The sequence below is a fragment of the Nonomuraea maheshkhaliensis genome (assembly GCF_039529435.1).
Classification (GTDB): domain Bacteria; phylum Actinomycetota; class Actinomycetes; order Streptosporangiales; family Streptosporangiaceae; genus Nonomuraea; species Nonomuraea maheshkhaliensis.
The window spans coordinates 43,310-69,610 of sequence record NZ_BAAAMU010000008.1; the positions used below are offsets into that span (position 1 = coordinate 43,310).

Below are 26,301 nucleotides of genomic sequence, written 5' to 3' on the forward strand. Positions count from 1 at the left end.
TAAGGACTCCTCAGGGGCTCCGTCAAGGGCCTTCCGTGTAACCCGACCGTAATCCGGCGGACCCTTGACGGGATGGGTTGTTAGCGTTCACAGTCGGGGCCAAGCCAGGAAGGGAGCACGGCCGTGGGATCCACCGTGGGGCGCCGCCTGCCGGTCATGGCCGACGTGGCCAAGGAGGCCGGCGTGTCCCATCAGACGGTCTCACGCGTGCTCAACGATCATCCGAACGTGCGCAGCGAGACCCGCACCCGGGTGCTCCAGGCGATCGACAAGCTCGGCTACCGCCGTAACCTCGTCGCCCGCGCCCTGGTCACCAAGCACTCCAGGACGCTCGGCGTGGTCAGCTTCGACACCACGCTGTACGGTCCCGCCAGCACCGTCTACGGCATCGAGCAGGCGGCCAGGGCGGCCGGCTACTTCGTCAGCATCGTCAGCCTCAAGTCCATCGACAGGGCGGGCGTGCGCGACGCCCTCGACTACCTCGCCGACCAGGGCGTGGACGGCATCGTGGTGGTCGCGCCGCAGCGCTCGGCCGCCCGCGCCCTGGACGACCTGCCGCTCGGCGTCCCCACGGTGGCCGTCGAGGGCGGCGAGGCGGGCGAGGTGTCGGTGGTCAGCGTGGACCAGGTCGAGGGAGGCAGGCTCGCCACCGAGCACCTGCTCTCGCTCGGTCACGAGACGGTCTGGCACGTCAGCGGCCCCTCCGACTGGCTGGAGGCCGAAGGTCGCGTGGCCGGGTGGCGGGCCGCGCTGGAGCAGGCGGGCCGCGAGGCCCCGCGCCCGCTCGCCGGGGACTGGAGCCCTCGTTCCGGATACGAGGCGGGGCGCAGCCTGGCGAGCATGAGGAACGTCACCGCGGTCTTCGTCGCCAACGACCAGATGGCGCTCGGCGTGCTGCGGGCGTTCACCGAGCAGGGGGTGAGAGTGCCCGAGCGGGTGAGCGTGGTCGGCTTCGACGACATCCCCGAGTCGGAGTTCTTCTCGCCGCCGCTCACGACCATCAGGCAGGACTTCGGCGCGGTGGGCAGACACAGCATCGAGGTCCTCGTACGGCAGCTCGAAGGCGGTCCGCAGGAGCGGGAGCGGCTCGTGGTGCCGCCGGTGTTCGTCGCCAGGGCCAGCACGGCCCGGGCCTGACGCCGTAACGGAAGGCAGGAGGCGCTGGCATCCGACCAGGGTTGTTAGCGTTCACATCCAAGGAAGGGACCCCCCACGTGTTAAAGAGGATCTCGGCGTTGGTGCTGGCCGGGCTCACTGCCATGGCGGTGACGTCCTGTGGCAGCGGCGGTACCACAAGTGCGAGCAGCGGTGGTGGCGACAGCACGGTCACGATGGGCTTCTCCCAGGTCGGCGCGGAGAGCGGCTGGCGGACCGCGAACACCAAGTCCGTGCAGGAGTCGGCCAAGAGCGCGGGCATCACGCTCAAGTTCTCCGACGCCCAGCAGAAGCAGGAGAACCAGATCAAGGCCATCCGCTCCTTCATCCAGCAGCGGGTGGACGTCATCGCCTTCTCGCCGGTGGTGGAGTCGGGCTGGGACCCGGTGCTCAAGGAGGCCCAGAACGCGAAGATCCCGGTCATCCTGACCGACCGCGCCGTGGACTCCACGGACACGAGCCTCTACAAGACCTTCCTCGGCTCTGACTTCGTCGAGGAGGGCAAGAAGGCCGGTCAGTGGCTGGTCGAGGAGTACAAGGACTCGACGGACAAGGTGAACATCGTCGAACTCCAGGGCACCACGGGCTCGGCTCCGGCCAACGACCGCAAGGCCGGCTTCCAGGAGGTCATCGGGGCGGACGCGAAGTTCCAGATCGTCGCCACGCAGACCGGTGACTTCACCCGGGCCAAGGGCAAGGAGGTCATGGAGGCGTTCCTGAAGTCGACCCCGGACATCGACGTGCTCTACGCGCACAACGACGACATGGGCCTGGGCGCGATCGAGGCCATCGAGGGCGCGGGCAAGGTGCCCGGCAAGGACATCAAGATCATCACGGTGGACGCGGTCAAGGACGGCATGCAGGCGCTCGCCGACGGGAAGATCAACTTCATCGTCGAGTGCTCCCCGCTGCTCGGCCCGCAGCTCATGGACCTGGCCAAGAAGGTCGTCAACGGTGAGCAGGTGCCGGCCCGCGTGGTGACCGAGGAGACCACCTTCACCCAGGAGCAGGCCAAGCAGGCCCTCCCCAGCCGTCAGTACTGATCAACATAGACAGGGACCTTGAAGGGATTTGCCTGTGCCGGTCTTGACGATGCGGGGGATCGGGAAACAGTTTCCGGGGGTGAAGGCCCTGGACGGCGTGGACCTGCGGCTGCTGCCCGGCGAGGTGCACGCGCTCATGGGAGAGAACGGCGCGGGCAAGTCCACCCTGATCAAGGTGCTCACCGGCGTGCACCCCGCCGACGCGGGCACGATCGAGCTGGGCGGCGCGCCGGTCGCGTTCGGCAGCCCGCTGGAGGCGCAGCAGGCCGGGATCAGCACCGTCTACCAGGAGGTCAACCTCTGCACGAACCTCTCGGTGGCGGAGAACATCCTGCTCGGCCGCGAGCCGCGCCACTGGGGCCGGATCGACTGGAAGCGGATGCGGGCCAGGGCGAGCGAACTGCTGGCCCGGCTGGAGCTGAGCCTGGACGTGTCGGCGCCGCTGTCGTCGTACTCGCTGGCCATCCAGCAGATGGTGGCCATCGCGCGCGCGATCGACGTGGACGCGAGAGTGCTGATCCTGGACGAGCCGACCTCCAGCCTGGACGCCGACGAGGTGCTGCAGCTGTTCAGGGTGATGCGGCGGCTGAAGGAGGAGGGCATCGCGATCCTGTTCGTCTCGCACTTCCTCGACCAGGTGTACGAGATCTCCGACCGGATGACCATCCTGCGCAACGGGCGGCTCGTGGGCGAGTTCATGACCGAGGGGCTGCCGCAGGTCGAGCTGGTGGCCAAGATGATCGGCCAGGAGCTGGCGGCGCTGGAGCGGCTGCACGGCGAGGCCAAGGTGTTCGACCGGCCGCTGATCGAGGCGCGCGGTCTGGGCCGGGCCGGGGCGATCGAGCCGTTCAGCCTGACCGTGCACGAGGGCGAGGTGGTGGGCCTGGCGGGGCTGCTGGGCTCGGGCCGTACGGAGATCGCGCGGCTGCTGTTCGGCGCCGACCACGCCGGCACGGGCGAGGTCGCGGTGAGCGGGTCGCCGGCGTCGTTACGCACGCCGCGCGCGGCCATGACCCACAAGATCGCGTTCTGCTCGGAGAACCGCAAGGAGGACGGGCTCATCCCCGACCTGACCGTGCGCGAGAACATCATCCTGGCCCTCCAGGCCACCAGGGGCTGGACCAGGCCCGTTCCGCGTGAGCAGCAGGACGACCTGGTCGGCGGCTACATCAAGGCGCTGAAGATCAGCCCGCCCAACCCCGAGCACCTGGTACGCAACCTGAGCGGCGGCAACCAGCAGAAGGTGGTGCTGGCCAGGTGGCTGATCCTGGAGCCCAGGCTGCTCATCCTCGACGAGCCCACCCGGGGCATCGACGTCGGGGCGAAGACGGAGATCCAGCGGCTGGTGGCCGAGCTGTCGGACGGCGGCGTGGCGGTGCTGTTCATCTCCGCCGAGCTGGAGGAGGTGCTGCGGCTCAGCCACAAGGTCGAGGTGCTGCGCGACCGGCGGCTCGTCGCCGAACTGCCCAACGACGAGGCGCTGACCACCGACGTGCTGATGGAGACGATCGCGAGCGGAGAGCGAGCGGCATGGGGGAGGAACGAATGACGGCGGGCGGAGGGCGTGCCGGCTTGAGGCGGCTGCTGTGGCCGGTCGTGGTGCTGGCCCTGCTGCTGGTCCTGAACGTGTTCTTCGCGCCCGGCTTCTTCGCGGTCCAGGTGCGCGACGGGCACCTGTACGGCAGCCTGATCGACATCCTGCGCTTCGGCGCCCCGCTGATCCTGGTCTCGCTCGGGATGACGCTGGTCATCGCGACCGGGGGCATCGACCTGTCGGTGGGGTCGGTGGTGGCGATCTCGGGCGCGCTGGCGTGCCTGCAGATCAGCCAGGACGCGAGCCTGTTCACCGCCGTGGCGCTGGCGCTGGGCCTGTGCCTGGTGCTGGGGGCGTGGAACGGGTTCCTGGTCGCCGGCATCGGCATCCAGCCGATCATCGCCACCCTCATCCTCATGGTGGCCGGTCGCGGGCTGGCGCAGCTCATCACCGACGGCCAGATCATCACCGTCAACAGCCCGGCGTACAAGGTGATCGGCGGCGGCTACTGGCTGACCGTGCCGTTCGGCATCCTGATCGTGCTGGTGGTGCTGGCCGTCACCGCGTTCCTGACCAGGCGGCTGGCGCTGGGCATGCTGATCGAGTCGGTCGGCGGCAACGCCGAGGCGAGCCGGCTCGCGGGCATCAGGGCGCGCGGGATCATCATCATGGTGTACGCGTTCGCCGCCCTGTGCGCGGGCGTGGCCGGGCTGATGATCAGCTCGAACGTCTCCAGCGCCGACGGCAACAACGCCGGCCTGTGGATCGAGCTGGACGCGATCCTGGCCGTGGTGATCGGCGGCACGGCGCTGTCCGGCGGGCGGTTCTCGCTCGGCGGGACCGTGCTGGGCGCGCTCATCATCCAGACCCTGACCACGACGATCTACTCGATCGGCGTGCCGCCGGAGACCACGCTGCTGTTCAAGGCGCTGGTGGTCACGGCGGTGTGCCTCATCCAGTCGCCGTCCTTCCGCGCGAAGGCGTTGCGCAGCAGGGGCCGGCCCGCCGTGCCTGGCCCGGCGTCCGAGGAGAAGGTGCGGGTGAGAATGTGAGCGCGCTGACGCTGGGCCGGACGGCGGTGCCGGCCAAGTACCTGCCGGTGCTGGTGACCGGGTGCCTGTTCGTGGCCATGTTCGCGGTGGGCGGGTTCCGCTACGAGGGGTTCGCCAGCGGGCAGGTGATACTCAACGTCTTCATCGACAACGCCTTCCTGCTGGTGGTGGCGGTCGGGCTGACGTTCGTGATCCTGACCGGGGGCATCGACCTGTCGGTGGGGTCGGTGGTGGCGCTGTCCACGATGATCTCGGCCAGCCTGATGGAGGGGCCGGGGTGGCCGCCGTACCTGGTGATCCCGCTGGTGCTGGCCATCGGCTCCGGGCTGGGGCTGGTGATGGGCTACATCGTGCACGCCTTCGACATCCAGCCGTTCATCGTGACGCTGGCGGGGATGTTCCTGGCGCGGGGGCTGTGCTACACGATCGGCACCGACTCGATCCCGATCCGCGACCCGACGTTCACGGCGTTCGCGCAGACCAGGATCGACCTGTTCGCCGATCTGTGGATCTCGCCGAGCGTGGTCATCGCGGTGCTGGTCGTGGGGGTGGCGGCGTACGTGCTGCACTACACCCGCTTCGGCCGCTCGGTCTACGCGGCCGGCGGCAGCGAGCAGTCGGCGCTGCTCATGGGGCTGCCCGTGGGCCGGACCAAGATCACCGTCTACACGGTCAGCGGATTCTGCTCGGCGCTCGGCGGGGTACTGCTGTCGTTCTACATGCTCTCCGGTTACGGGTTGCACGCCGTGGGCATGGAGCTCGACGCGATCGCGGCGGTGGTCATCGGCGGGACCCTGCTGACCGGCGGCAGCGGCTTCCTGCTCGGGACGGTGCTCGGTGTGCTCGTGCTCGGCCTGATCCAGACGATCATCAGTTTCGAAGGGACGCTTCTGTCTTGGTGGACCAAGATCTTCATCGGAATGTTGCTCTTCGTCTTCATCCTGCTGCAGCGCCTGTTCTCGGCCCGTTCACGGCGCTGACCTGCGCCGAAGTTACGTGAAAGTTTCCGTCCGGTTATGGTTGAACGTTGACACAGTCGTTGTTAACGATAACAATCAGGCTGAACCAGGTGTGAACTTTGTTCTGATTCGTCACGTTCTGTGATCGAAAATCCTTCGCTATACCGGCAGGCGCCACGTCCAGCGCCGCCGCGACCCCCATGGAAAGGGATGCACATGAGGTTGGGACGGATCGGGGGCGTGGTGTCCGCCATCGCGCTCGCCGCGACCATGACGGCCTGTGGCTCCAGCACCAAGACCGTGGACGCCGAAGCCTCCAGCTCGGCCGCCGCCGGCAACGCGGGGGCTCTGATCGGCGTCACGATGCCCACCAAGTCCTCCGAGCGCTGGATCCACGACGGCGACAACGTCAAGAAGCAGCTGGAGCAGCTCGGCTACCAGGTCGACCTCCAGTACGCCGAGAACGACATCCCGACGCAGGCCAACCAGATCGAGAACCAGATCACCAAGGGCGCCAAGCTCCTGATCATCGCCTCGATCGACGGCACCGCGATCACCTCCCAGCTCCAGCAGGCCGCCGACGCCAAGATCCCGGTCATCGCCTACGACCGGCTGATCCGCAACAGCCCGAACGTCGACTACTACGCCACCTTCGACAACTTCAAGGTCGGCGTGCAGCAGGCCAGCTCGCTGCTCAAGGGCCTCGGCGTCGAGGACGGCAAGAAGGGCCCGTTCAACGTCGAGCTGTTCGGCGGCTCGCCCGACGACAACAACGCCACCTTCTTCTGGAACGGCGCCATGTCGGTGCTCCAGCCGAAGATCGACGACGGCACCCTGGTGATCAAGAGCGGCCAGACCGACTTCAAGCAGGCCGCCATCCTCCGGTGGGACCCCGCCACCGCGCAGAAGCGCATGGAGGACATCATCACCAAGACCTACACGGGCAGCACCAAGGTCGACGGCGTGCTGTCGCCGTACGACGGCCTGTCCATCGGCATCCTGTCGGCGCTGAAGAGCTCCGGCTACGGCAAGCCGTACCCGATCGTGACCGGCCAGGACGCCGAGCTGCAGTCGGTGAAGTCGATCATCTCCGACGAGCAGTACTCCACCATCTTCAAGGACACCCGCAAGCTCGCCGAGCAGACGGTGAAGATGGCCGACGCCGTGCTCAAGGGCGGCCAGCCCGAGGTGAACAACACCAAGGACTACGAGAACGGCAACAAGGTCGTGCCCTCGTACCTGCTCGACCCGGTGATCGTCGACAAGAGCAACTACAAGGACGTCATCATCGGCGGCAACTACTACACCGAGGACCAGCTCAAGTAAGGGCCCGCCCCGGGGACGCAGACCGCGTTCCCGGGGTTCTCCCTGAGCGAGGGGCATATGACCGAGCACATCTTGCGGATGAGCGGGATCACGAAGACGTTCCCCGGCGTCAAGGCGCTGCAGGACGTCAACCTGTCGGTCCGGCGCGGTGAGATCCACGCCATCTGCGGCGAGAACGGCGCCGGCAAGTCGACGCTGATGAAGGTGCTGTCCGGGGTCTACCCGCACGGCGACTACGAGGGCGAGATCTTCTTCGAGGGCAACCGCTGCGAGTTCGGCGGCATCCGCGACAGCGAGCACGCCGGCATCGTCATCATCCACCAGGAGCTGGCGCTCAGCCCGCAGTTGTCGATCGCGGAGAACATCTTCCTCGGCAACGAGCGCGCCAAGCGCGGTGTCATCGACTGGAACCGCACCAACTACGAGGCCGCCGCGCTGATGAAGCGGGTCGGGCTGCAGGAGAACCCGACCACCACGATCGCCGACATCGGCGTGGGCAAGCAGCAGCTCGTCGAGATCGCCAAGGCGCTGTCGAAGGAGGTGCGGCTGCTCATCCTCGACGAGCCGACGGCCGCGCTCAACGACGACGACTCGGCGCACCTGCTCGACCTGCTGCGCGGGCTGCGTGACGAGGGCATCACCTGCGTGATCATCTCGCACAAGCTCAACGAGGTGATCGCCATCGCCGACTCCGTCACGATCATCCGTGACGGCCGCACGATCGAGACGCTGGACATGACCGGCGACCACGTCACGGAGGACCGCATCATCTCCGGCATGGTCGGCCGGGCACTCGACAACCGCTTCCCGCCGCACGAGCCGACCATCGGCGACGAGGCGCTGCGGATCGAGGACTGGACGGTCTACAGCCCGAGCCAGCCCGGCCGCAAGGTCGTCGACAACGCCTCGCTCACGCTGCGGCGCGGCGAGATCGTCGGACTGGCGGGGCTGATGGGCGCCGGGCGCACCGAGCTGGCCATGAGCGTCTTCGGCCGCACGTGGGGCGTGCACATCTCCGGCAAGCTCTTCAAGGACGGCAAGCCGATCGAGGTCCGCAACGTCCAGGACGCGATCAAACACGGCATCGCCTACGCCACCGAGGACCGCAAGCGCTACGGGCTCAACCTCATCGAGGACATCAAGCGCAACATCAGCGCGGCCGGGCTCACCGGCCTGTCCAAGCGCGGCTGGGTCAACGAGAACGAGGAATACCGGGTCGCCGAGCAGTTCCACAAGAGCATGAACATCAAGGCCCCCGGCGTGGACAGCATCGTGGGCAAGCTGAGCGGCGGCAACCAGCAGAAGGTCGTGCTGTCGAAGTGGATCCTGACCGAGCCGGACGTCCTCATCCTCGACGAGCCCACGCGCGGCATCGACGTCGGGGCCAAGTACGAGATCTACACGATCATCAACCGGCTGGCCGACCAGGGCAAGGCCGTACTGGTGATCTCTTCTGAGCTGCCTGAGCTGCTCGGCCTGTGCGACCGCATCTACACGCTCTCGGAAGGTCGCATCACCGGCGAGGTGCCCCGCCAGGAGGCCACCCAGGAAAGCCTCATGCATCTCATGACCAAGGGACAGGAGTAGCTTCGATGAGCAGCATCAGCCCCGCCGACGTCAAGGTCGGCACCACGGGCGACGGGGGAGGGCCGCGGCAGCCGGGCCGGGTGTCTCTGGGCGGCATCTCGCTCAACCTGCGATCCAGCGGCATCTACATCGCCTTCGCGCTGATCATCGTGCTGTTCTCGGTGCTGACGGACGGCGCGCTGCTCACGCCGCAGAACATCTCGAACATCATCGTCCAGAACTCCTACGTCCTGATCCTCGCGATCGGGATGATCCTGATCATCATCGCCGGGCACATCGACCTGTCGGTCGGCTCGGTGGTGGCGGTCACGGGAGCGCTGGCCGCGGTGCTCATGGTGAACATGGGCTGGCCGTGGCCGCTGGCCCTGCTCGCCACGCTGGTGGCCGGCGCCCTGATCGGGGCCTGGCAGGGCTACTGGATCGCCTACTTCGGCATCCCGGCCTTCATCGTGACGCTGGCCGGCATGCTGCTGTTCCGCGCGCTGACCCTCACCGTCCTGGGCAACCAGGGCATCGGCCCGTTCCCCGACCAGGTCCGTACGCTGGCCAACGGCTTCACCGACGGCTATCTCGGCAACGTCGGCCTCGGCCCGCTCGGCGGCGCCGACCTGTTCAGCCTGCTGATCGGCATCGTCGCCATCGCCGGCATGGTCGCGGCGCAGTGGCGCACCAGGGGCGCCCGCAAGGGCTACGGCCAGACGGTCGAGCCGATGGCGCTGTTCGTGCTGAAGATGGCGGCCGGCGCCGCGCTGATCCTCTTCCTGGTCGTGCAGCTGGCCCGGTTCAAGAACCTGCCGTGGGTGCTGGTGCTGCTGGCGATCCTCGTGCTGGCGTACTCGCTGATGGCCAACCGCACGGTCTTCGGCCGGCAGATCTACGCCATCGGCGGCAACCTCCAGGCGGCGGTCATGTCCGGCGTGAAGGTCAAGTCGGTGGTCTTCTGGATCTTCGTCAACATGGGCGTGCTGTCGGCCATCGCCGGCATCATCTTCGCCGGCCGGCTCAACCAGGCGGGCCCGACGGCGGGCAACGCGTTCGAGCTGGACGCCATCGCGGCGGCCTTCATCGGCGGCGCGGCCGTGCAGGGCGGCGTCGGCAAGGTCGTGGGCGCCATCACCGGTGGTCTGATCATGGCGGTCATCAACAACGGCATGTCCCTGATCGGCTCGCCCAGCGAGCGGGTCATGCTCGTCAAGGGCGCGGTGCTGCTGGCGGCGGTCGCGTTCGACGTGTGGACCAAGCGCAGGGCAGGCGCCGCCCGCTAGGTAAGATCCCGGAAGCCCCGGTGATCGGGAGCTCCAGCGAAAGGAGAGACCGTGACGACCCCCAAGCGCCGCCTGCCGGTCATGGCCGACGTGGCCAAGGAGGCGGGCGTGTCGCATCAGACGGTCTCCCGGGTGCTCAACGACCACCCGAACGTCAGGGCCGACACCCGCGCCAGGGTGGAGGCGGCGATCTCCCGGCTGGGCTACCGGCGCAATCTCGTCGCCCGCGCCCTGGTCACCAAGCGCTCGAGGACGCTCGGCGTGGTCAGCTTCGACACCACGCTGTACGGCCCCGCCAGCACCATCTACGGCATCGAGCAGGCGGCCAGGACCGCGGGCTACTTCGTCAGCATCGTCAGCCTGAAGTCGCTCGACACCGACAACGTGCGCGACGCCATCGACTACCTCGCCGAGCAAGGGGTGGACGGCGTGGTGGTCGTCGCGCCGCAGCGCTCGGCCGGGCGCGCCCTGGAGAACCTGCCCGTGGGCATGCCGGCCGTGGCGGTCGAGGGCACGCACCGGGCCGACGTGTCCGTGGTGTGCATCGACCAGATGGAGGGCGCCAGGCTGGCCACCCGGCACCTGCTCGACCAGGGCCACGAGACGGTCTGGCACGTCAGCGGCCCGGCCGACTGGCTGGAGACCGAGGGCAGGCTGGAGGGCTGGCGCTCGGCGCTGAAGGAGGCGGGCCGGCCGGTGCCCGAGCCGCTGGCCGGCGACTGGAGCCCGCGGGCCGGTTACGAGGCCGGCATGAGCCTGGCCGCGATGGACGGCGTCACGGCCGTCTTCGCGGCCAACGATCAGATGGCGCTGGGCGTGCTGCGCGCCCTGTCGGAGAAGGGCGTGCCCGTTCCCGGCCGGATCAGCGTGGTCGGTTTCGACGATATCCCCGAGTCGGAGTTCTTCTCGCCGCCGCTGACCACGGTCAGGCAGGATTTCGACGTGGTGGGCCGGCACTGCATCGAGGTGCTGCTGCGGCAGATCGACGTGGGGCCCACCGCGTACGAGCGCCTGGTCGTGCGGCCCAGCTTCGTGGTGCGGTCGAGCACCGCTCCGGTCAGTAGATGATGGGCATGCCCCCGGAAAACCCTGGAGTTCAATGTGAACGCTAACACCTACGTGGTCGGAGTGGACTTCGGCACGCTCTCAGGGCGGGCCGTGGTCGTCCGCGTGAGCGACGGCGCCGAGCTGGGCAGCGCCGTGCACGAGTACGCGCACCGCGTCATGGAGCAGACGCTCCCGACCGGCGAGCGGCTCGGCCCCGACTGGGCGCTGCAGTCTCCCCAGGACTGGATCGACGTGCTGCGGACCGCCGTCCCCGAGGCGGTCGCCGCCGCGGGCGTGCGGCCCGAGGAGGTAGTCGGCATCGGCACCGACTTCACCGCCTGCACCGTCATGCCGACCAGGGCCGACGGCACGCCGCTGAGCGACGAGACGCCGGGCGAGCCGCACGCCTGGCCCAAGCTGTGGAAGCACCACGCCGCCCAGCCGCACGCCGACCGGATCAACGAGCTGGCCGCGCGCAGGGGCGAGAGCTGGCTGCCCCGCTACGGCGGCAAGATCTCCTCGGAGTGGGAGTTCGCCAAGGGCCTGCAGCTCCTGGAGGAGGCCCCCGAGGTGTACGCCAGGGCCGAGCGCTGGATCGAGGCCGCCGACTGGATCATCTGGCAGCTCACCGGCGTCGAGAGCCGCAACATCTGCACCGTCGGCTACAAGGGTGTCTTCCAGGACGGGAGCTACCCCTCGGAGGAGTTCCTGGCCGAGCTGAACCCCGGCTTCGCCGGCTTCGTCGGCAAGCTGGCCACCGGCCAGGTCGGCGACGATGCGGGCGGTGTGCGGCTGGCCGCGCTCGGCGGCCTGGCCGGTCGGCTGACCGCGCGGGCGGCCGCCTGGACCGGTCTGCCCGAGGGCGTCGCCGTCGCCGTCGGCAACGTGGACGCGCACGCGCCGGCCGCCGCCGCGGACGCCGTCAGGCCCGGCCAGTTGGTGGCCATCATGGGCACCTCCACCTGCCACATCATGCCCAGCGACCAGCTCGCCGAGGTGCCCGGGATGTGCGGCGTGGTCCGCGACGGCATCGTGCCGGGTCTGTGGGGCTACGAGGCCGGTCAGTCGGCGGTCGGCGACATCTTCGCCTGGTACGTGGACAACTTCGGCACCGACGGCCACGAGCGGCTCACCGAGCTGGCCGAGAAGCAGCCGGTGGGCGGGCACGGCCTGGTCGCGCTCGACTGGTTCGGCGGCAACCGCTCGGTGCTGGTCGACCACAACCTGTCCGGCGTGATCGTCGGCCAGACCCTGCAGACCAGGCCGGAGGACGTCTACCGGGCGCTCATCGAGTCCACCGCGTACGGCGCCCGCATGATCGTGGAGACGTTCGAGAAGTCGGGCGTGCCGGTCGAGGAGTTCGTCGTCGCCGGCGGGCTGCTGAAGAACCCCTTCCTCATGCAGGTCTACGCCGACGTGCTGCGCCGCCCGCTGTCGGTCATCGGCTCCGACCAGGGGCCCGCGCTCGGCTCGGCCATCCACGCCGCCGTGGCCGCCGGGGCCTACGCCTCCATCGAGGAGGCCGCCGCGGCGATGGGCAAGCGCACCGAGAACGCGTACGTGCCGGACGAGGCCCGCGCCGACGCCTACGACCGGCTCTACGCCGAGTACCGCAGGCTCCACGACTTCTTCGGAGACGGAAAGATGCTGCACGCGCTGCGCGCGATCAGGAACGAGGCACACACGTCATGACCATGAGAGAGATCGTCGCCGGCCTGCACGCGGAGCTGGTCCGCTACAACCTGGTGGCCTGGACCGCGGGCAACGTCTCCGGGCGGATCCCCGGCGAGGACCTGTTCGTCATCAAGCCGTCGGGCGTCTCCTACGACGAGCTGACGCCGCGGAACATGGTCGTGTGCGACCTCGACGGCAACCTGGTGGAGGGCGAGCACTCCCCGTCCAGCGACACCGCCGCGCACGCCTACGTCTACCGCAACATGCCGGACGTGGGCGGCGTGGTGCACACCCACTCCACCTACGCCTCGGCCTGGGCCGCCCGCGGTGAGGCCATCCCGTGCGTGCTGACCGCGATGGCCGACGAGTTCGGCGGCGAGATCCCGATCGGGCCCTTCGCCCTCATCGGCGACGACTCGATCGGGCAGGGCATCGTCGAGACGCTCAAAGGCCACCGCTCCAAGGCCGTGCTGATGCGCAACCATGGGGTGTTCAGCATCGGCAAGGACGCCAAGGCCGCGGTCAAGGCCGCCGTGATGTGCGAGGACGTGGCGCGTACGGTGCACGTGGCCCGCCAGCTCGGCGAGCCGCTGCCCATCCCGCAGGACGACATCGACCGCCTGTACGACCGCTATCAGAACGTCTACGGACAGAGGAGCCCGCGTTGAACATCTGGTTTCTGACCGGCAGCCAGGGACTGTACGGCGAGGACACGCTGCGCCAGGTGGCCGAGCAGTCGCGGCGCATCGCCGAGCAGCTGCCCATGCCGGTGGAGTGGAAGCCCGTCCTGACCGACGCCGCGGCCATCCGGCGGATCATGCTCGAAGCCAACGCGGACGACGAGTGCGCCGGCGTGATCGCGTGGATGCACACCTTCTCGCCGGCCAAGATGTGGATCGCCGGGCTCGACGCGCTGCGCAAGCCGCTGCTGCACCTGCACACGCAGGCCAACGTCGAGCTGCCGTGGGCCACCATCGACATGGACTTCATGAACCTGAACCAGGCCGCGCACGGCGACCGCGAGTTCGGGCACATCCAGACCAGGCTCGGCGTGCCGCGCAAGACCGTGGCCGGGCACGTGAGCGATCCGGCCGTGGGCGCGCGCATCCTGACCTGGCTGCGCGCCGCCAAGGGCCTGGCCGAGGTGCGCACGCTCAAGCTGGCCCGCTTCGGCGACAACATGCGCGACGTGGCGGTCACCGAGGGCGACAAGGTGGAGGCGCAGCTGCGCTTCGGTGTCTCGGTCAACACCTACGGCGTCAACGACCTGGTCGAGGTGGTGGACGCGGCCTCCGACGCCGACGTGACGGCGCTGGTCAAGGAGTACGCCGAGCAGTACACCGTGACCCCCGAGCTGCTCGGCGAGCGCAACGACTCGCTGCGTTACGCGGCCAGGATCGAGCTGGGCCTGCGCGCCTTCCTGGAGGAGGGCGGCTTCAAGGCGTTCACCACGAACTTCGAGGACCTCGGCGGCCTGCGCCAGCTGCCCGGCCTGGCGGTGCAGCGGCTCATGGCCGACGGCTACGGCTTCGGCGGCGAGGGCGACTGGAAGACCTCGGTGCTGCTGCGCACCCTCAAGGCCATGCCGGACGCCGGCGCCAGGGGCGGCACCTCGTTCATGGAGGACTACACCTACGACATGACGCCGGGCCAGGAGCTCATCCTCGGCGCCCACATGCTGGAGGTGTGCCCGTCCATCGCGTCAGGAACGCCGTCCTGCGAGATCCACCCCCTCGGCATCGGCGGCAGGGAGGACCCGGTCAGGCTCGTGTTCGACGCCGAGCCAGGCCCCGGCATCGTGGTCGGCCTGGCCGACATGGGCGACCGGTTCCGGCTCGTCGCCAACGAGATCGACGTGGTGACGCCGCCGCAGCCGCTGCCCAAGCTGCCGGTGGCCCGCGCGGTGTGGCGTCCGCGCCCCAACCTGCGCACCTCCACCGAGTCGTGGCTGACCGCCGGGGCCCCGCACCACACGGTGCTGTCCAAGGCCGTCGGCCGGGACGAGCTGACCGACCTGGCCGACATGCTGGGCGTGGAGCTGGTGGTCATCGACTCGGTCACCACGACCGAGCGCTTCGCCAAGGAGCTGCGCTGGAACCAGGCGTACTACCGGCTGGCGCAGGGCTTCTAGAATCGCCCCCGGTCCGCCCCTGGGCGGACCGGGCGGGCGATGGTGTGGGATGGTAAGGCCGTGACGCTGACGAACTGGGCAGGAAACACCACTTTTCAGGCACGAGACGTCCACCATCCGACCTCGCTCGACGAGCTCCAGCGGCTCGTCTCCGGCAGCTCCCGGGTGCGGGCGCTGGGGAGCGGACACTCCTTCAACCACGTCGCCGACACCACCGGCGATCTCGTGGTGCTCGACCGGATGCCGGACCTGGCAGAGATCGACGGCGCGGCGGCCAAGGTGCGGGTCGGGGCGCGCATGACGTACGCGCGGCTCGCGCCGCTGCTGCACGAGGCCGGCTTCGCGCTGGCGAACATGGCCTCGCTGCCGCACATCTCCGTGGCCGGCTCCGTCGCGACCGGCACGCACGGCTCGGGCCCGTCCATCCCCGGCCTGGCCGCCGCCGTGTCCGGGATCGACCTGGTCACCGCCGACGGCTCGACGCTGTCGCTCACCCGCGAGGACGCCGACTTCGCCGGCGCGGTGGTGGCCGTCGGCGCGCTCGGCGTCGTCACGTCGCTCACGCTCGACCTGGTGCCCGCCTTCGACCTGCGCCAGTACGTCCGCGTGGGCCTGCCCGCCGACGCCCTGGGCGAGTTCGAGGCGATCATGTCGAGCGGCTACAGCGTCAGCCTCTTCACCGACTTCCGCGACACCCGCGTCTGGCTGAAGCGCGAGGACGAGCTGACCGACGCCGACTGGTACGGCACCACCCCGGCCGCGGCCCCCCAGCACCCGCTCCCGGACATGCCGGCCGACAGCTGCACCGCGCAGCTCGGCGTGCCGGGCGCCTGGTACGAGCGGCTGCCGCACTTCCGCGCCGACTTCCCGCCCAGCGGCGCCGGCGACGAGCTGCAGTCCGAGCTGCTGCTGCCCAGGGAGCACGCGGTCAAGGCGCTGCGCGAGCTGTGGGCGATCGGCGATCGCATCCGGCCGGTGCTGCAGATCTCCGAGATCCGCACGATCGCCGCCGACGACCTGTGGCTCAGCCCCTTCAGGGGCCGCGACAGCGTGGCCGTGCACTTCACCTGGGTCAAGGACGTCCCCGCCGTGCTGCCGGTGCTGGACCTGGTGGAGCGGACGCTGGCGCCGTTCGACCCGCGGCCGCACTGGGGCAAACTGTTCACCCGCTGGCCCGAGTGCCCCGAGAGCTTCCGCGATCTGGTGCGCCGCCTCGACCCGGCGGGCAAGTTCGGCAGCGAGTTCACCCGGGTACTGCTGGGGGAGTAGGGCGCGGCCTGGGGCTTGCTCCCGCTGACGTACCAGCTCACCGGTCCCCGGGACGATGTGCCGGGCCCGCCCGTCGGCGATCGTGAAGGGCATGACCGATCACCCCTTCAGGTTCGGCGCGGTAGCAGGACAAGCCCCCGACGCCGGCGCGTGGACCGGCCTGGCCCGCCGGGCCGAGAGCCTCGGCTACGCGACCCTGCTGGTGCCCGACACACTGGGCACGCTGTCGCCGTTCACGGCCGCGGCCGTCGCCGCCACGGCCACGACGACCCTGCGCGTCGGCACGTACCTGCTGAGCGCGGCCAACCGCACGCCCGCGGCCGTCGCGTGGGAGTGCGCCACCCTGCACACGCTCACCGGCGGCCGGTTCGAGCTGGGCCTCGGTGCCGGGCGGCCGGACGCCGAGCGCGACGCGGCCACGCTGGGCGTGCGCTTCGGCACCCCGGGGCGGCGCATCGCGCGGGTCGCCGAGACCATCGACGCCGTCAAGGACGTGCCGATCCTGGTGGCCGCGTCCGGCACCAGGCTGCTGCGGCTGGCCGCGCGCAAGGCCGACACGGTCGCGCTCGGCGTGCCGCCGCAGTACACCGAGGAGCAGGTCGCGGCCAAGCTGGACGAGCTGTACGAACTGGCCGGCGACCGCTTCCACGACCTGGAGCTCGGCATGAACCTGGCCTGCGCCGGGGCCGCGCCGCCCGAGTGGGCGCTGCGCCGGTTCGGCCGCACCGGCACCGGGATCCTCACCGGCACCCCCGAGGAGATGGCCGACACGCTGCGCCGCCGCAGGGACCGGCTGGGCGTCTCCTACATCTCGGTGAACGCGCAGTTCATGGAGGAGTTCGCGCCCGTCGTGGAACGGCTCTCCGGTACCTGACACGGCCTGACAGGTATGCCTGCCACGCTGGTCGCATGACCGCAAAGGGAACCTTCGACACCGCCAACTGGACGCCCCAGCCGCCCTTCGACGACCGCGACGGCGTCACCCTCGGGCTCGTGACCCTGGACAAGACCTGGCACGGCGACCTGACCGGCACCAGCGTCGTCACCATGCTGATCGCCACCACCCCGGTGGCGGAGTCGCGCGCCTACGTGGCGATCGAGCGGATCGAAGGGACCCTCGACGGGCGCGCGGGCAGCTTCGTCGTCCAGCACGACGCCACGGCCGACCAGGGGGAGCAGTCGCTGCGGATCCGGGTGGTCGCCGACTCGGCGACGGGAGAGCTGACGGGCATGAAGGGGGAGATGGACATCGTCATCGCTCCCGACGGAGGTCACTCCTACACCTTCGACTACACCCTCTGACGCGCGGCGGCCCAGGGACGACAATCGTCGTATGCCGAAGAGTCACTGGGCATGGGGGCCCGAGCCCGCCGAGCCCGAATTACGGGAGATCGCCCGGCTGTTCACCGAGCACACGGGCCTCGGCGAGCCGGCCGCGTGGGAGCCGCCCGTGCCGTTCTCGCCGGAGCTCGTGCCCGCCTCGCGGGTGCCGGCGCCGCCGTTCTGCACGGCCGACCCGTACGAGCGGGCCGTGCGCACCTACGGTCAGGCCTACCGGGACCTGATCCGCGCCTACCGGGGCGACTTCGCCAACGCCCCCGACCTGGTGGCGCTGCCGCGCGACGAGGACGAGATCGCGCGGGTCCTGGCATGGGCCAGCGACCAGGGCGTGGCGGTCGTGCCCAGGGGCGGCGGCACGAGCGTCGTGGGCGGCGTCGAGGCGCGCTTCGACGGCCCGTCGCTCTGCCTGGACCTCGGCCGGATGAACCGCGTCCTGGAGGTGGACCGCGACTCCCAGGCGGCCCTGGTGGAGGCGGGCGCGACGGGGCCGGAGATCAACGCGGGGCTGCCCGGCGGGCTGCAACTGCGCTTCTTCCCGCAGTCGTACGAGTTCTCCACGCTGGGCGGCTGGATCGCGACCAGGGCCGGCGGCCACTTCGCCACCCTGCACACCCACATCGACGACCTGGTCGAGTCCATCAGGGCCAGCACGCCCGCCGGGGTGTGGGAGTCGCGCCGGCTGCCCGGCTCGGGCGCGGGCCCGTCGCCCGACCGCTGGCTGCTCGGCTCGGAGGGCGCGCTGGGCGTGATCACCCGGGCCTGGGTCCGCGTCCACCGGCGGCCGGTGCACAAGGTCTCGGTGCCGGTGCGCTTCGCCGAGTGGGAGGCGGGGGTGGCGGCCGTGCACGACCTCGCCCAGTCGGGCCTGCACCCCGCCAACTGCCGGCTGCTCGACGCCCGCGAGGCCGCGCTGGCCTCCGGCGGCGACGGGCGGCACGCCCTGCTCATCGTCGGCTTCGAGTCGGCCGTGCATCCCGTGGACGCCTGGATGTCGCGGGCGCTGGAGATCGTCTCGTGGCACGGCGGCGCGGCCGGGGCCGCGCGCCAGGAACAGGGCCAGGACCAGGTGTGGAAGGGGGCCTTCACCCGCATGCCGTACCTGCGCAACGCCTATCCGGGCCTGGGCGTGATCGCCGAGACCGTCGAGACGGCCGTCACCTGGGACCGCTTCCCCGCCCTGCACGAGGCCGTCATGGCGGAGGGCGAGGCCGGGACGACGACCTGCCGGCTGGCCTTCGCCTACCCCGACGGGCCCGCGCCGTACTACACGATCATCGTGCCCGCCGAGAAGGGCGCCGAGCTGGAGCAGTGGGACGACCTCAAGCGGCGCGTCTCGGAGACCGTGCTGCGCATGGGCGGCACGATCACCCACCACCACGCCGTGGGCCGCGACCACCGGCCCTTCTACGACCGGCAGCGGCCCGACCCGTTCGCGCTGGCGCTCAAGGCGGCCAAGACCGCGCTCGACCCTCAGGGGGTGCTGAACCCGGGGGTGCTGATCTGACGGGCGCTGATCTGAGGGCGGAAGCGGCGCGGCGGGGTGTGGATGTCGAACCGCAGGCTGGGCTGGGCCAGCACGGAGTGGGGGTGGCTCGCCTCGGTGATCAGGCCGAGCCGCTCGAAGACGGGGAACCTGGCCTCCGTCGCCGTCAGGTGGCGGGGCCGCATCACCGGGTGCCAGATGCTGTAGGTGCCGACCAGCCCGTCCCTGCGCCGGTACCAGCCCAGGGTGGGGTGGGTGAGCCGTTCGAGCCAGTCCTGCTCGCCGTCGAACCCGTCGAGCGGGACCGGTTCCGGCGATCCGGTCGCCACGCAGCGGGCGTCGCCGGCCCGCAACCGCCACAGAGCGGGCGACGCGTCCCAGTCGGCATCGACGCGGATGCGGTCGCGCCGCCACGGCATGCCCCACAGGTGCTGGGGGATCGCCACCACGGGATGGTCGAGCGCCGTGCCGAAGAACCAGACGCCCGGCCGGCCGTACGCCGTGACGTAGGCCCGGTAGTTGATCTGCCCGCAGTCGATGCCCACCTGGGGCAGGAAGCGGAAATGGAAGTCGCGGTCGGTGAAGGCCACGGCCGAGACCAGGGCGCCGGGGCCGTCCGCGAAGGTCATCTCCATCGGGGCGAACCCGTTGGGCAGGTGCGCGGCCAGGGCGGCGGCGTCGACCCGGTAGCTGACGATGGCGAAGTCGTCGAGGTCGGTGACCGCGTGGTACCAGCGCGGGCGCGGTCGGGGGGTGCCGGCGAAGGTCATGAAGGTCACCGTACGGCCCGCCGGGGCCGCTCGCGCGCCTGTCCGCTCTCGGGGCGCCGGTCGGTCATGCCGAGTCGTCCGTAGCCGGCGGCGAAGAGGGTCGCCAGCAGGGCCGCCGCCGCCGCGACGGCGAAGCTCCAGCCGGTCCCGCCGCTCGACAGGACCACCGCGCCCACGGCGCCCGCCACGCTGCCGCCCACCACTCTGACCAGGGCGTTCACGCCGCCGGCCGCCGCGGTCTTGGCGGGCTCCACGTGCTCGACGGCCATCGTGCCGAGTGCCGCGTAGCCAAGGCCCATGCCTGCGCCGAGTACGGTCGCGGCGCCGTACAGGCCGGGGCTGGAGGGGCCGGACAGCGCCAGCCACAGGGCGGCGGCCGTCACCAGCGCCGAGCCGCCCGCGACGAGGGCGGAGGCGGTGAACCGGCGCATCAGGGGCCCCGCCAGCAGCGAGACCACGAGCATCAGCGCCGTCGTCGGCAGCAGGTAGATCCCGACCTGCAGCACCGAGGCCCCGAGCGCGCCCTGCGCCAGCGCCGAGACCGTGCTGAGCAGCGCGAACAGGGCGAACCCCAGCAGGAACGAGGCCACGGTCGCCCCCACCGTCCCCCGGTGCAGCAGCATGGGGATCTCGATCAGCGGCGCCGCCGTGCGCCGGGCCGTCACCACCCAGACGGCGGCGACCAGCGCGGCCGCGCCGAACAGGCCGAGCGTCAGCGGCGACGTCCAGCCCCAGTCCGTGCCCTTGCTGATCGCGAGCAGCAGGCAGACCAGCCACACCGTGACCAGCGCCGCCCCCGCCAGGTCGGGCCGTCCGGCCCCGCGCGCCGGCTCCTCCCGCACCACGGCCGCGACGAGGGCGAAGCTCAGCAGCCCGAGCCCGGTCAGCAGCCAGAACACCGCCCGGTGGTCGCCGCCGACCAGCCCCGCCAGGATGACGCCACCGCCGCTGCCGACGCCGATGGTCGAGCTGAGCACGCCGATGGCGCCCGGCAGGCGGTGCGCGGGCACGATCTGCCTGACCAGGCCGATGGCCAGGGCGAGCAGGGGTGCGGCGGCGCCCTGGAGCACCCGGCCGGCGATGAGCGGGGGCAGTGTGCCGGCCCCGGCGCTGAGGGCCGACCCCACGACGAGCAGGCCGAGGGCGATCAGCGAGACGGCGCGCCTGCCGTACATGTCGCCGAGCCGCGACAGCAGCGGGATGGACACGGCCCCGGACAGCAGGCCGGCGGTGAGCGCCCATGAGGCGGTGGTGGAGGAGAGCCCCCACCGCCGTTCGAGACCCGGCAGCAGCGGGACGACCACGGTCATCTGAAGGGAGCCCACGGCCACCGCGAACGCGAGGGCCGCCACGGCCCAGGAGTTTTTATACATGTATAGAAAGTAGCATGGCAGGATGCCGACGCGAACGGGACGACCGCCGAAGATCACCAGGGCCGAGATCGTGGCCGCGGCGCTGCGGGTGATCGAGGCGGACGGGGTGGGCGCCCTGACCATGCGCCGGCTGGCCAGAGAGCTCGGCACCACGGCCATGGCGATCTACCACCACGTCCGCGACAAGGACGAGCTGCTCCTGCTGCTGCTCGACGACTACGCCGCCGCCACGCCCCGGCCCGAGCTGCCCGACGACCCGCGCGAGCGCCTGGTGACCGCGGCCACGGCCATGCGCGACGCGCTGGCCCGCCACCCGTGGGCGGTGGACGTGCTGCGGGCCGACGACCTGTTCGCGGTCGGGGCGCTGTGGTATCCGGAGCAGATCATCGACGCGGCGGTACGCGGGGGGCTGACGATCGAGGACGCGGTGGACGCGTACCGGATCGTCTGGCACTACACGATCGGCGAGATCGGCGGGCGGGCGGCCGCGCGCGAGCGGCGCGAGCAGGGCGGGAGCACCTACAGGGAGCGGGTGTTCACCGAGATCGACGCCGGGCGGTTCCCGCGGCTGGGCCAGGTGGGGAGCCGGTGGGAGGAGCTGACCGCCCGCGACACGTACGACAAGGGCGTTCGCGCGCTGGCCGCGGGGCTCCTATCGTAAAAGAGGTGGCCGCGAAGGCGCGGCCCGTGAAACGGTCGGTTGCCATGATCCGGTGGAGCGAGGCGGGGCAGGAGCGGTCGGCGGTCTGGCGTACGGCGTCGGGGGTCGCCCCTCCAGGGCGCGTGATCGTGGCCGACGACCGGATGCCGGCCGCCACCGCGTACCGGCTGGCCTGCGAGGGCACCGCGCTGCTGTGGCGCGGCGACTTCCACAACGCCCGCCGGCTGCTCAGCGCCATGGGCCGGCGCTGCAAGCCGGCCGATCCCGCCGGCGGCTTCCACGCCCACCGCCAGGCCAGGTCCCAGCGCGCCCGCACGCTCGGCATGCTGCTCGTCCCCTACGCCGAGGGCAATGTCGTGCCGCTGCGCAGGGCGCCCGACGTGCGCGCGGCCTGCGCCGAGGTGTACGGCCCCGACGCCCCGCCAGGAGCCGGGCAACTGCGCGAGCTACTCGGGCTGATCGGCGCGCACGAGTGGCGCAGGAAGGGCGTGCTCGTTCCCGCGCTGGGCGCTCGCATCCATCCCCACCACGGGGTCTTCTCCCCGATCAGGGGCGAATACGTCGATCTGGTCGCCCAGGCGCCGCTGCCGGCGGACGATCGGCTGGCCTTCGACGTCGGCACCGGCACCGGCGTGCTGGCGGCCGTGCTGGCCGGGCGCGGCGTCCGCCACGTCGTGGCCACCGATCTCGACCCCCGCGCCGTCGAGTGCGCCGGTGACAACGTCGCCCGCCTGGGGCTCGCCGATCAGGTGGAGGTCGTGCGGGCCGACCTGTTCCCGCCGGGGCGGGCGCCGCTCGTCGTGTGCAACCCGCCCTGGCTGCCCGCCAAGCCCGCCTCGCCTCTCGACCACGCCGTCTACGATCCCGGCGGGCGGATGTTGCGCGGCTTCCTGGGCGGGCTGGCCGAGCACCTGGAGCCGGCGGGGGAGGGCTGGCTGATCCTGTCCGACCTGGCCGAGCACCTCGGGCTGCGCACCAGGGAGGAGCTGCTGGCGGAGTTCGACCGGGCGGGGCTGCGGGTGGCCGCCCGCCTCGACGTGGCCCCGCGCCACAACCGGCCGGCCGACGTGGCCGACCCGCTGCACGCGGCCCGCGCCGCCGAGGTGACCTCGCTCTGGCGGCTCACCCGCTGAGCGGCGGCGCCTTCGGGCCGCTCGGCGCGCCGGCGGTAACGCTGGTCCGACTGGGAGGGGCCGGCAGTGGCGCGCGCAGGTTAGCCGGGCCCTTTCAGCGGCAGGAGAGGTGTATGCACATCTCGGGAGTACAGACCGTTTTGCCTGATCACCGCTATGAGCAGGCGGAGATCACCGAGGCGTTCTCCCGGCTGACCAGCTGTGACGAGGAACTGCTGCGGCGCTTCCACGCGGCCACCGGGGTGGAGGGCCGCAACCTGGTGCTGCCGCTGGCCGACTACGCCAAGCTCGACTCGTTCGGCCGGGCCAACGACACCTACGTGGAGCTGGCCCTGGAACTCGGCGAGCAGGCGATGGCGGGCGCGCTGCGCAAAGCGGATATATCCCCGGAAAAGGTTGATCATCTGCTGTTCTGCTCCACCACCGGCCTGGCCACGCCCTCGCTCGACGCCAGGCTGGCCCAGCGGATGGGGCTGCGGCCCGACGTGAAACGGCTGCCGGTCTTCGGGCTGGGCTGCGCGGCGGGCGCGTCAGGGCTGGCCCGCCTGCACGACTACCTGCGCGGCTGGCCCGACCACGTCGCGGTGCTGGTGTGCGTGGAGCTGTGCTCGCTGACGGTCCAGCGTGACGACACCTCGATCGCCAACCTGGTCGCCAGCGGCCTGTTCGGCGACGGGGCGGCGGCCGTGGTGGCGACGGGGCGCGGGCGCGGCCCCGAGGTCGTGGCCACCCGCAGCCGCCTCTATCCCGGCACCGAGCACCTCATGGGCTGGGAGGTGGGCGACCACGGCTTCCGCATCGTGCTCGACGCGGACCTGACCGACTTCGTGGAGCAGGTGCTGGCCGCCGACATCAAGGCGTTCCTGGCCGACTACGGCCTGACTCCCGAGCAGGTCGCGAGCTGGGTCTGTCACCCCGGCGGCCCGAAGGTCATCGACAAGATCCTCCAGACGCTGAACCTGGAGCCCAAGGCCCTGGACGTCACCTGGCGCTCGCTGCGCGAGCACGGCAACCTGTCCTCGGTCTCGGTGCTCCACGTCCTCCAGGAGACGCGCGGCCGGCCCGGCACGCCCGCCCTGCTCATGGCCCTGGGGCCCGGCTTCTCCGCCGAACTGCTCCTGCTGCACTGGTGACGGCCTACCTGCTGCTGATCGGCGCGGTCGTGCTCGAACGGCTGGCCGAGCTGGTCGTGGCCCGGCGCAACCTGGCCTGGGCCAGGGCGCGCGGCGGCGTCGAGCACGGCGGTGGGCACTACCCCTGGATCGTCGTGGCCCACGTGGCGCTGCTGATCGCCGCCCCGGCCGAGGTGTGGCTGCTCCAGCGCCCCTTCGTGCCCGCGCTCGGCTGGCCCATGCTCGCCGTCGTCGTGCTCGCCCAGGGCCTGCGCTGGTGGTGCGTCGGCACGCTGGGCCGGCGGTGGAACACGCGCGTGGTCGTGGTTCCGGGGCTGCCGCTGGTGCGCCGGGGGCCGTACCGGTGGCTGCGGCATCCCAACTACGTGGCCGTGGTCGCGGAGGGGATCGCGCTGCCGCTGGTGCACTCCGCCTGGCTGACCGCGCTCGCCTTCACGGCGGCGAACGCCGCGCTGCTCACGGTCCGCATCCGCGTCGAGAACGCGGCCCTGGGCCTCAGCGGGCGGGATCCGGCCTGGAGACCGTGATCCGCGGCAGGCCCTCGGGCTGCTTGCCCGGATACAGGCCGGTCAGCAGCGTGCTGACCGTGTAGAGATGCCAGGCCAGGGCGGGTTTGGCCACGACGGGGGCGGCGAACAGCGCGCGCACCTCGTCGGGGTTCACGATCGGCGTGAGCGCGTCGAGGCTGCCGAGCACCTGGTCGCGCAGCAGGTCCGTGAGCGCGGGACCGGGGCTGGTCCGCCAGCTCCACCCGCCCGCGGTCCTGGCGGTGGGCAGGTGCTCGGGCAGGCGTCTCCTGAACAGTGCGGGAGCCTGGTTCGCGGCGAAGCGCCACGGCTTTCCCTCGATCGGCACGTCCCGCAATTTCGGGGCCAGCCGCAATATGAGGGTATAAATCACTTCTTCGGAGAGCCGCCAGCTCTGATCCAGGCTCAGCGCCGCGCGTACCACCCGATTGTCCAGGAACGGCCGCACCGGATCGCCGCGCCGCAGCGAACCCGCCCGCGCGCTGGCCTGCCAGCGGCCGACCTTGTACCAGATGTAAAGGTGATCAAGGGCCTCCAGCCGGTCCGTTCGCGCCAGCCACGGCCGGGCGAGCTCCTGGGCGTGCTCGTTGGCCTCGGCGGTGAAGAGCTTGGCGTCCTTGCCGAAGGTCGTCTCGATGCGCCGCCGCAGCGCCTTGTCGCCGAGGTCGGTCTGCAGCAGGTTCAGGCTGCCGGCCCGCAGCGTCTCGCCGCTCTGCCCCGACATGGTGGGCTTGCCGGAGTAGGGGAGATAGCTGACGATCGTCTCGTACGCCGAGGTCATCCCCTCACACGTGCGCAGTGTCTCCCAGGCCCGGCTCAGCGGATGCTCCACCAGCACCGCGTCCTTCGCGGCGGTCTGCGGCGGCGCGATGACCGTGTGCTCCACGCCCAGCCTGGCCGCGATCACGCGTGCGATGATCACGTCGGGATGCGTGTCGAGGCCGTTGGTCGTCACCCGGAACGGCACCCGCGCCGCGTGCAGCAGCGCCGCCAGCACCCGGGTGTCGCGCCCGCCGGTCAGCGCCAGGTTCACCGGCTCGCCCAGGTCGCGCAGCGGCTCGACGGTGGCCAGCAGCGCGTCGGCCAGCTCGCCGATCGCCGCCCGCTTGCGCCGCGCCGAGGTGGGCATGGGCGCCGCCTGCGGCAGCGGGGTCTCGGTGATGGTGCGGGCGCCGTCCCGTACCAGCAGGCGTGAGCTCGGCCGCAGCGCCGAGACCCCCTTGTACGGCGTCTCGTCCGACAGGAAGAACCCCTGCCTGACCATCGTCTGGAGGGCGAGCACGTCGTGCTCCACCCGGTCGTCGTCCCGGGCCGCCAGGTGCACGAGCAGGGCCCGGCTGCCGGCCACGTGCAGGTCGGGGGTCTCGGCGTGGAAGACGGGGCAGACCCGGTTGATCGCGGTGCTCGCCGACAGCTCGCCGTCGCGGGCGATCCAGGCCGAGAAACAGCCGCCCGCCGAGTCGTCGGGCAGCCGGGTCACGTCGGCGGGGTCGGCCAGGTGGCCGTTCAGCCCGATGATCCGGCCGTCGTGCTCGGTGAGGAGCGGCGGCTGCCGGGAGTCGTCCGGCTCGTTGGTCCAGGCGAACAGGGAGACGCCGCGGCCGTGCCATTCACGCCCGCGGACGACCTCGGGCGGCACCGGAAAAGCGGATTCGATCAGCGAACGGACCCGGTCCAGGGCACGGGCGGGGATTTCCCCCCGTTTCGCAGCCAGGCCGAGATAAACACGCACAAGTAGATATTTATCCCAATTGCCACATTTGTTACAACTGATCACGCATTGATCGCGGTTTGTACTCGCTTATGTCACCGACCCGGCCGCCTCGAACCACATTCCG

At 70.9% G+C, this 26,301-nt stretch carries 23 protein-coding genes; 20 read left to right on the forward strand and 3 right to left on the reverse strand.

Annotation, left to right across the window (positions count from 1 at the left end):
- Positions 1-156 precede the first annotated feature (156 nt).
- The 16 genes from ABFX54_RS07880 (at position 157) to ABFX54_RS07955 (ending at position 18,887) form a co-directional block, all read left to right on the forward strand.
- A complete protein-coding gene (locus tag ABFX54_RS07880; RefSeq protein WP_346102892.1) occupies positions 157-1,137 on the forward strand; it encodes a LacI family DNA-binding transcriptional regulator in 981 nt (326 codons plus the stop codon).
- 77 nt (positions 1,138-1,214) lie between these two features.
- Positions 1,215-2,198: an ABC transporter substrate-binding protein gene (locus ABFX54_RS07885; RefSeq protein WP_346102713.1), complete on the forward strand. Its 984-nt coding sequence runs from the start codon at positions 1,215-1,217 to the stop codon at positions 2,196-2,198.
- 79 nt (positions 2,199-2,277) lie between these two features.
- A complete protein-coding gene (locus ABFX54_RS07890; RefSeq protein ID WP_346102715.1) occupies positions 2,278-3,747 on the forward strand; it encodes a sugar ABC transporter ATP-binding protein in 1,470 nt (489 codons plus the stop codon).
- Positions 3,744-4,784, forward strand: a complete 1,041-nt coding sequence (locus tag ABFX54_RS07895) for an ABC transporter permease (protein ID WP_346102717.1) — start codon at positions 3,744-3,746, stop codon at positions 4,782-4,784. Before ABFX54_RS07890 ends, ABFX54_RS07895 begins: the two co-directional genes overlap by 4 nt.
- Entirely contained in the window at positions 4,781-5,764 is a 984-nt protein-coding gene (yjfF, locus tag ABFX54_RS07900; RefSeq protein WP_346102719.1) for a galactofuranose ABC transporter, permease protein YjfF, read from the forward strand. Before ABFX54_RS07895 ends, yjfF begins: the two co-directional genes overlap by 4 nt.
- Positions 5,765-5,959: 195 nt before the next feature.
- Entirely contained in the window at positions 5,960-7,069 is a 1,110-nt protein-coding gene (gene chvE / locus ABFX54_RS07905) for a multiple monosaccharide ABC transporter substrate-binding protein (RefSeq protein WP_346102721.1), read from the forward strand.
- A gap of 57 nt (positions 7,070-7,126) precedes the next feature.
- A complete protein-coding gene (gene mmsA / locus ABFX54_RS07910) occupies positions 7,127-8,656 on the forward strand; it encodes a multiple monosaccharide ABC transporter ATP-binding protein (RefSeq protein WP_346102723.1) in 1,530 nt (509 codons plus the stop codon).
- A 5-nt stretch (positions 8,657-8,661) separates the two neighbouring features.
- Positions 8,662-9,921: a multiple monosaccharide ABC transporter permease gene (mmsB, locus tag ABFX54_RS07915; RefSeq protein WP_346102725.1), complete on the forward strand. Its 1,260-nt coding sequence runs from the start codon at positions 8,662-8,664 to the stop codon at positions 9,919-9,921.
- Between the two features lie 51 nt (positions 9,922-9,972).
- Positions 9,973-10,989 (forward strand): LacI family DNA-binding transcriptional regulator, encoded by a 1,017-nt coding sequence (locus tag ABFX54_RS07920; protein WP_428834509.1) that lies wholly within the window; start codon positions 9,973-9,975, stop codon positions 10,987-10,989.
- A 51-nt stretch (positions 10,990-11,040) separates the two neighbouring features.
- Positions 11,041-12,660 carry a ribulokinase gene (gene araB, locus ABFX54_RS07925; protein ID WP_346102896.1) on the forward strand — a complete coding sequence of 540 codons (1,620 nt, stop codon included), beginning with the start codon at positions 11,041-11,043 and terminating at the stop codon, positions 12,658-12,660.
- A gap of 2 nt (positions 12,661-12,662) precedes the next feature.
- Positions 12,663-13,310, forward strand: coding sequence for an L-ribulose-5-phosphate 4-epimerase (locus tag ABFX54_RS07930; protein ID WP_346102898.1), 648 nt, complete (start codon positions 12,663-12,665; stop codon positions 13,308-13,310).
- Positions 13,307-14,773: an L-arabinose isomerase gene (araA, locus tag ABFX54_RS07935; RefSeq protein WP_346102727.1), complete on the forward strand. Its 1,467-nt coding sequence runs from the start codon at positions 13,307-13,309 to the stop codon at positions 14,771-14,773. The genes ABFX54_RS07930 and araA overlap by 4 nt, the downstream gene beginning before the upstream one ends.
- Before the next feature lie 60 nt (positions 14,774-14,833).
- Complete coding sequence (locus tag ABFX54_RS07940; RefSeq protein ID WP_346102728.1) at positions 14,834-16,042, forward strand: FAD-binding protein; 1,209 nt, start codon at positions 14,834-14,836, stop codon at positions 16,040-16,042.
- A gap of 91 nt (positions 16,043-16,133) precedes the next feature.
- Complete coding sequence (locus tag ABFX54_RS07945) at positions 16,134-16,916, forward strand: LLM class flavin-dependent oxidoreductase (protein WP_346102730.1); 783 nt, start codon at positions 16,134-16,136, stop codon at positions 16,914-16,916.
- 35 nt (positions 16,917-16,951) lie between these two features.
- Positions 16,952-17,344 carry a DUF3224 domain-containing protein gene (locus ABFX54_RS07950; protein WP_346102731.1) on the forward strand — a complete coding sequence of 131 codons (393 nt, stop codon included), beginning with the start codon at positions 16,952-16,954 and terminating at the stop codon, positions 17,342-17,344.
- A 31-nt stretch (positions 17,345-17,375) separates the two neighbouring features.
- Entirely contained in the window at positions 17,376-18,887 is a 1,512-nt protein-coding gene (locus ABFX54_RS07955; protein WP_346102733.1) for an FAD-binding oxidoreductase, read from the forward strand.
- On the opposite strand, the gene ABFX54_RS07960 is transcribed toward ABFX54_RS07955, so the two are convergent.
- Entirely contained in the window at positions 18,854-19,636 is a 783-nt protein-coding gene (locus ABFX54_RS07960; protein WP_346102735.1) for a DUF2071 domain-containing protein, read from the reverse strand. The two genes, ABFX54_RS07955 and ABFX54_RS07960, sit on opposite strands and share 34 nt — an antisense overlap.
- A gap of 5 nt (positions 19,637-19,641) precedes the next feature.
- The gene (locus tag ABFX54_RS07965) at positions 19,642-21,009 is read right to left on the reverse strand and encodes an MFS transporter (RefSeq protein ID WP_346102737.1); all 1,368 of its coding nucleotides are present in this window, start codon (positions 21,007-21,009) and stop codon (positions 19,642-19,644) included.
- A 22-nt stretch (positions 21,010-21,031) separates the two neighbouring features.
- On the opposite strand from ABFX54_RS07965, the gene ABFX54_RS07970 reads away from it, so the two are divergent.
- From ABFX54_RS07970 to ABFX54_RS07985, 4 genes are all read left to right on the forward strand, one after another.
- Positions 21,032-21,670, forward strand: a complete 639-nt coding sequence (locus ABFX54_RS07970) for a TetR/AcrR family transcriptional regulator (RefSeq protein WP_346102739.1) — start codon at positions 21,032-21,034, stop codon at positions 21,668-21,670.
- A gap of 26 nt (positions 21,671-21,696) precedes the next feature.
- Entirely contained in the window at positions 21,697-22,803 is a 1,107-nt protein-coding gene (locus ABFX54_RS07975; protein ID WP_346102741.1) for a 50S ribosomal protein L11 methyltransferase, read from the forward strand.
- A gap of 113 nt (positions 22,804-22,916) precedes the next feature.
- Complete coding sequence (locus ABFX54_RS07980) at positions 22,917-23,936, forward strand: type III polyketide synthase (RefSeq protein ID WP_346102743.1); 1,020 nt, start codon at positions 22,917-22,919, stop codon at positions 23,934-23,936.
- Positions 23,933-24,463 carry an isoprenylcysteine carboxyl methyltransferase family protein gene (locus ABFX54_RS07985; protein WP_346102744.1) on the forward strand — a complete coding sequence of 177 codons (531 nt, stop codon included), beginning with the start codon at positions 23,933-23,935 and terminating at the stop codon, positions 24,461-24,463. The genes ABFX54_RS07980 and ABFX54_RS07985 overlap by 4 nt, the downstream gene beginning before the upstream one ends.
- Here ABFX54_RS07985 and ABFX54_RS07990 read toward each other — a convergent pair.
- Positions 24,432-26,102 (reverse strand): asparagine synthase-related protein, encoded by a 1,671-nt coding sequence (locus tag ABFX54_RS07990; protein WP_346102746.1) that lies wholly within the window; start codon positions 26,100-26,102, stop codon positions 24,432-24,434. The genes ABFX54_RS07985 and ABFX54_RS07990 overlap by 32 nt on opposite strands.
- Positions 26,103-26,301: the final 199 nt, after the last annotated feature.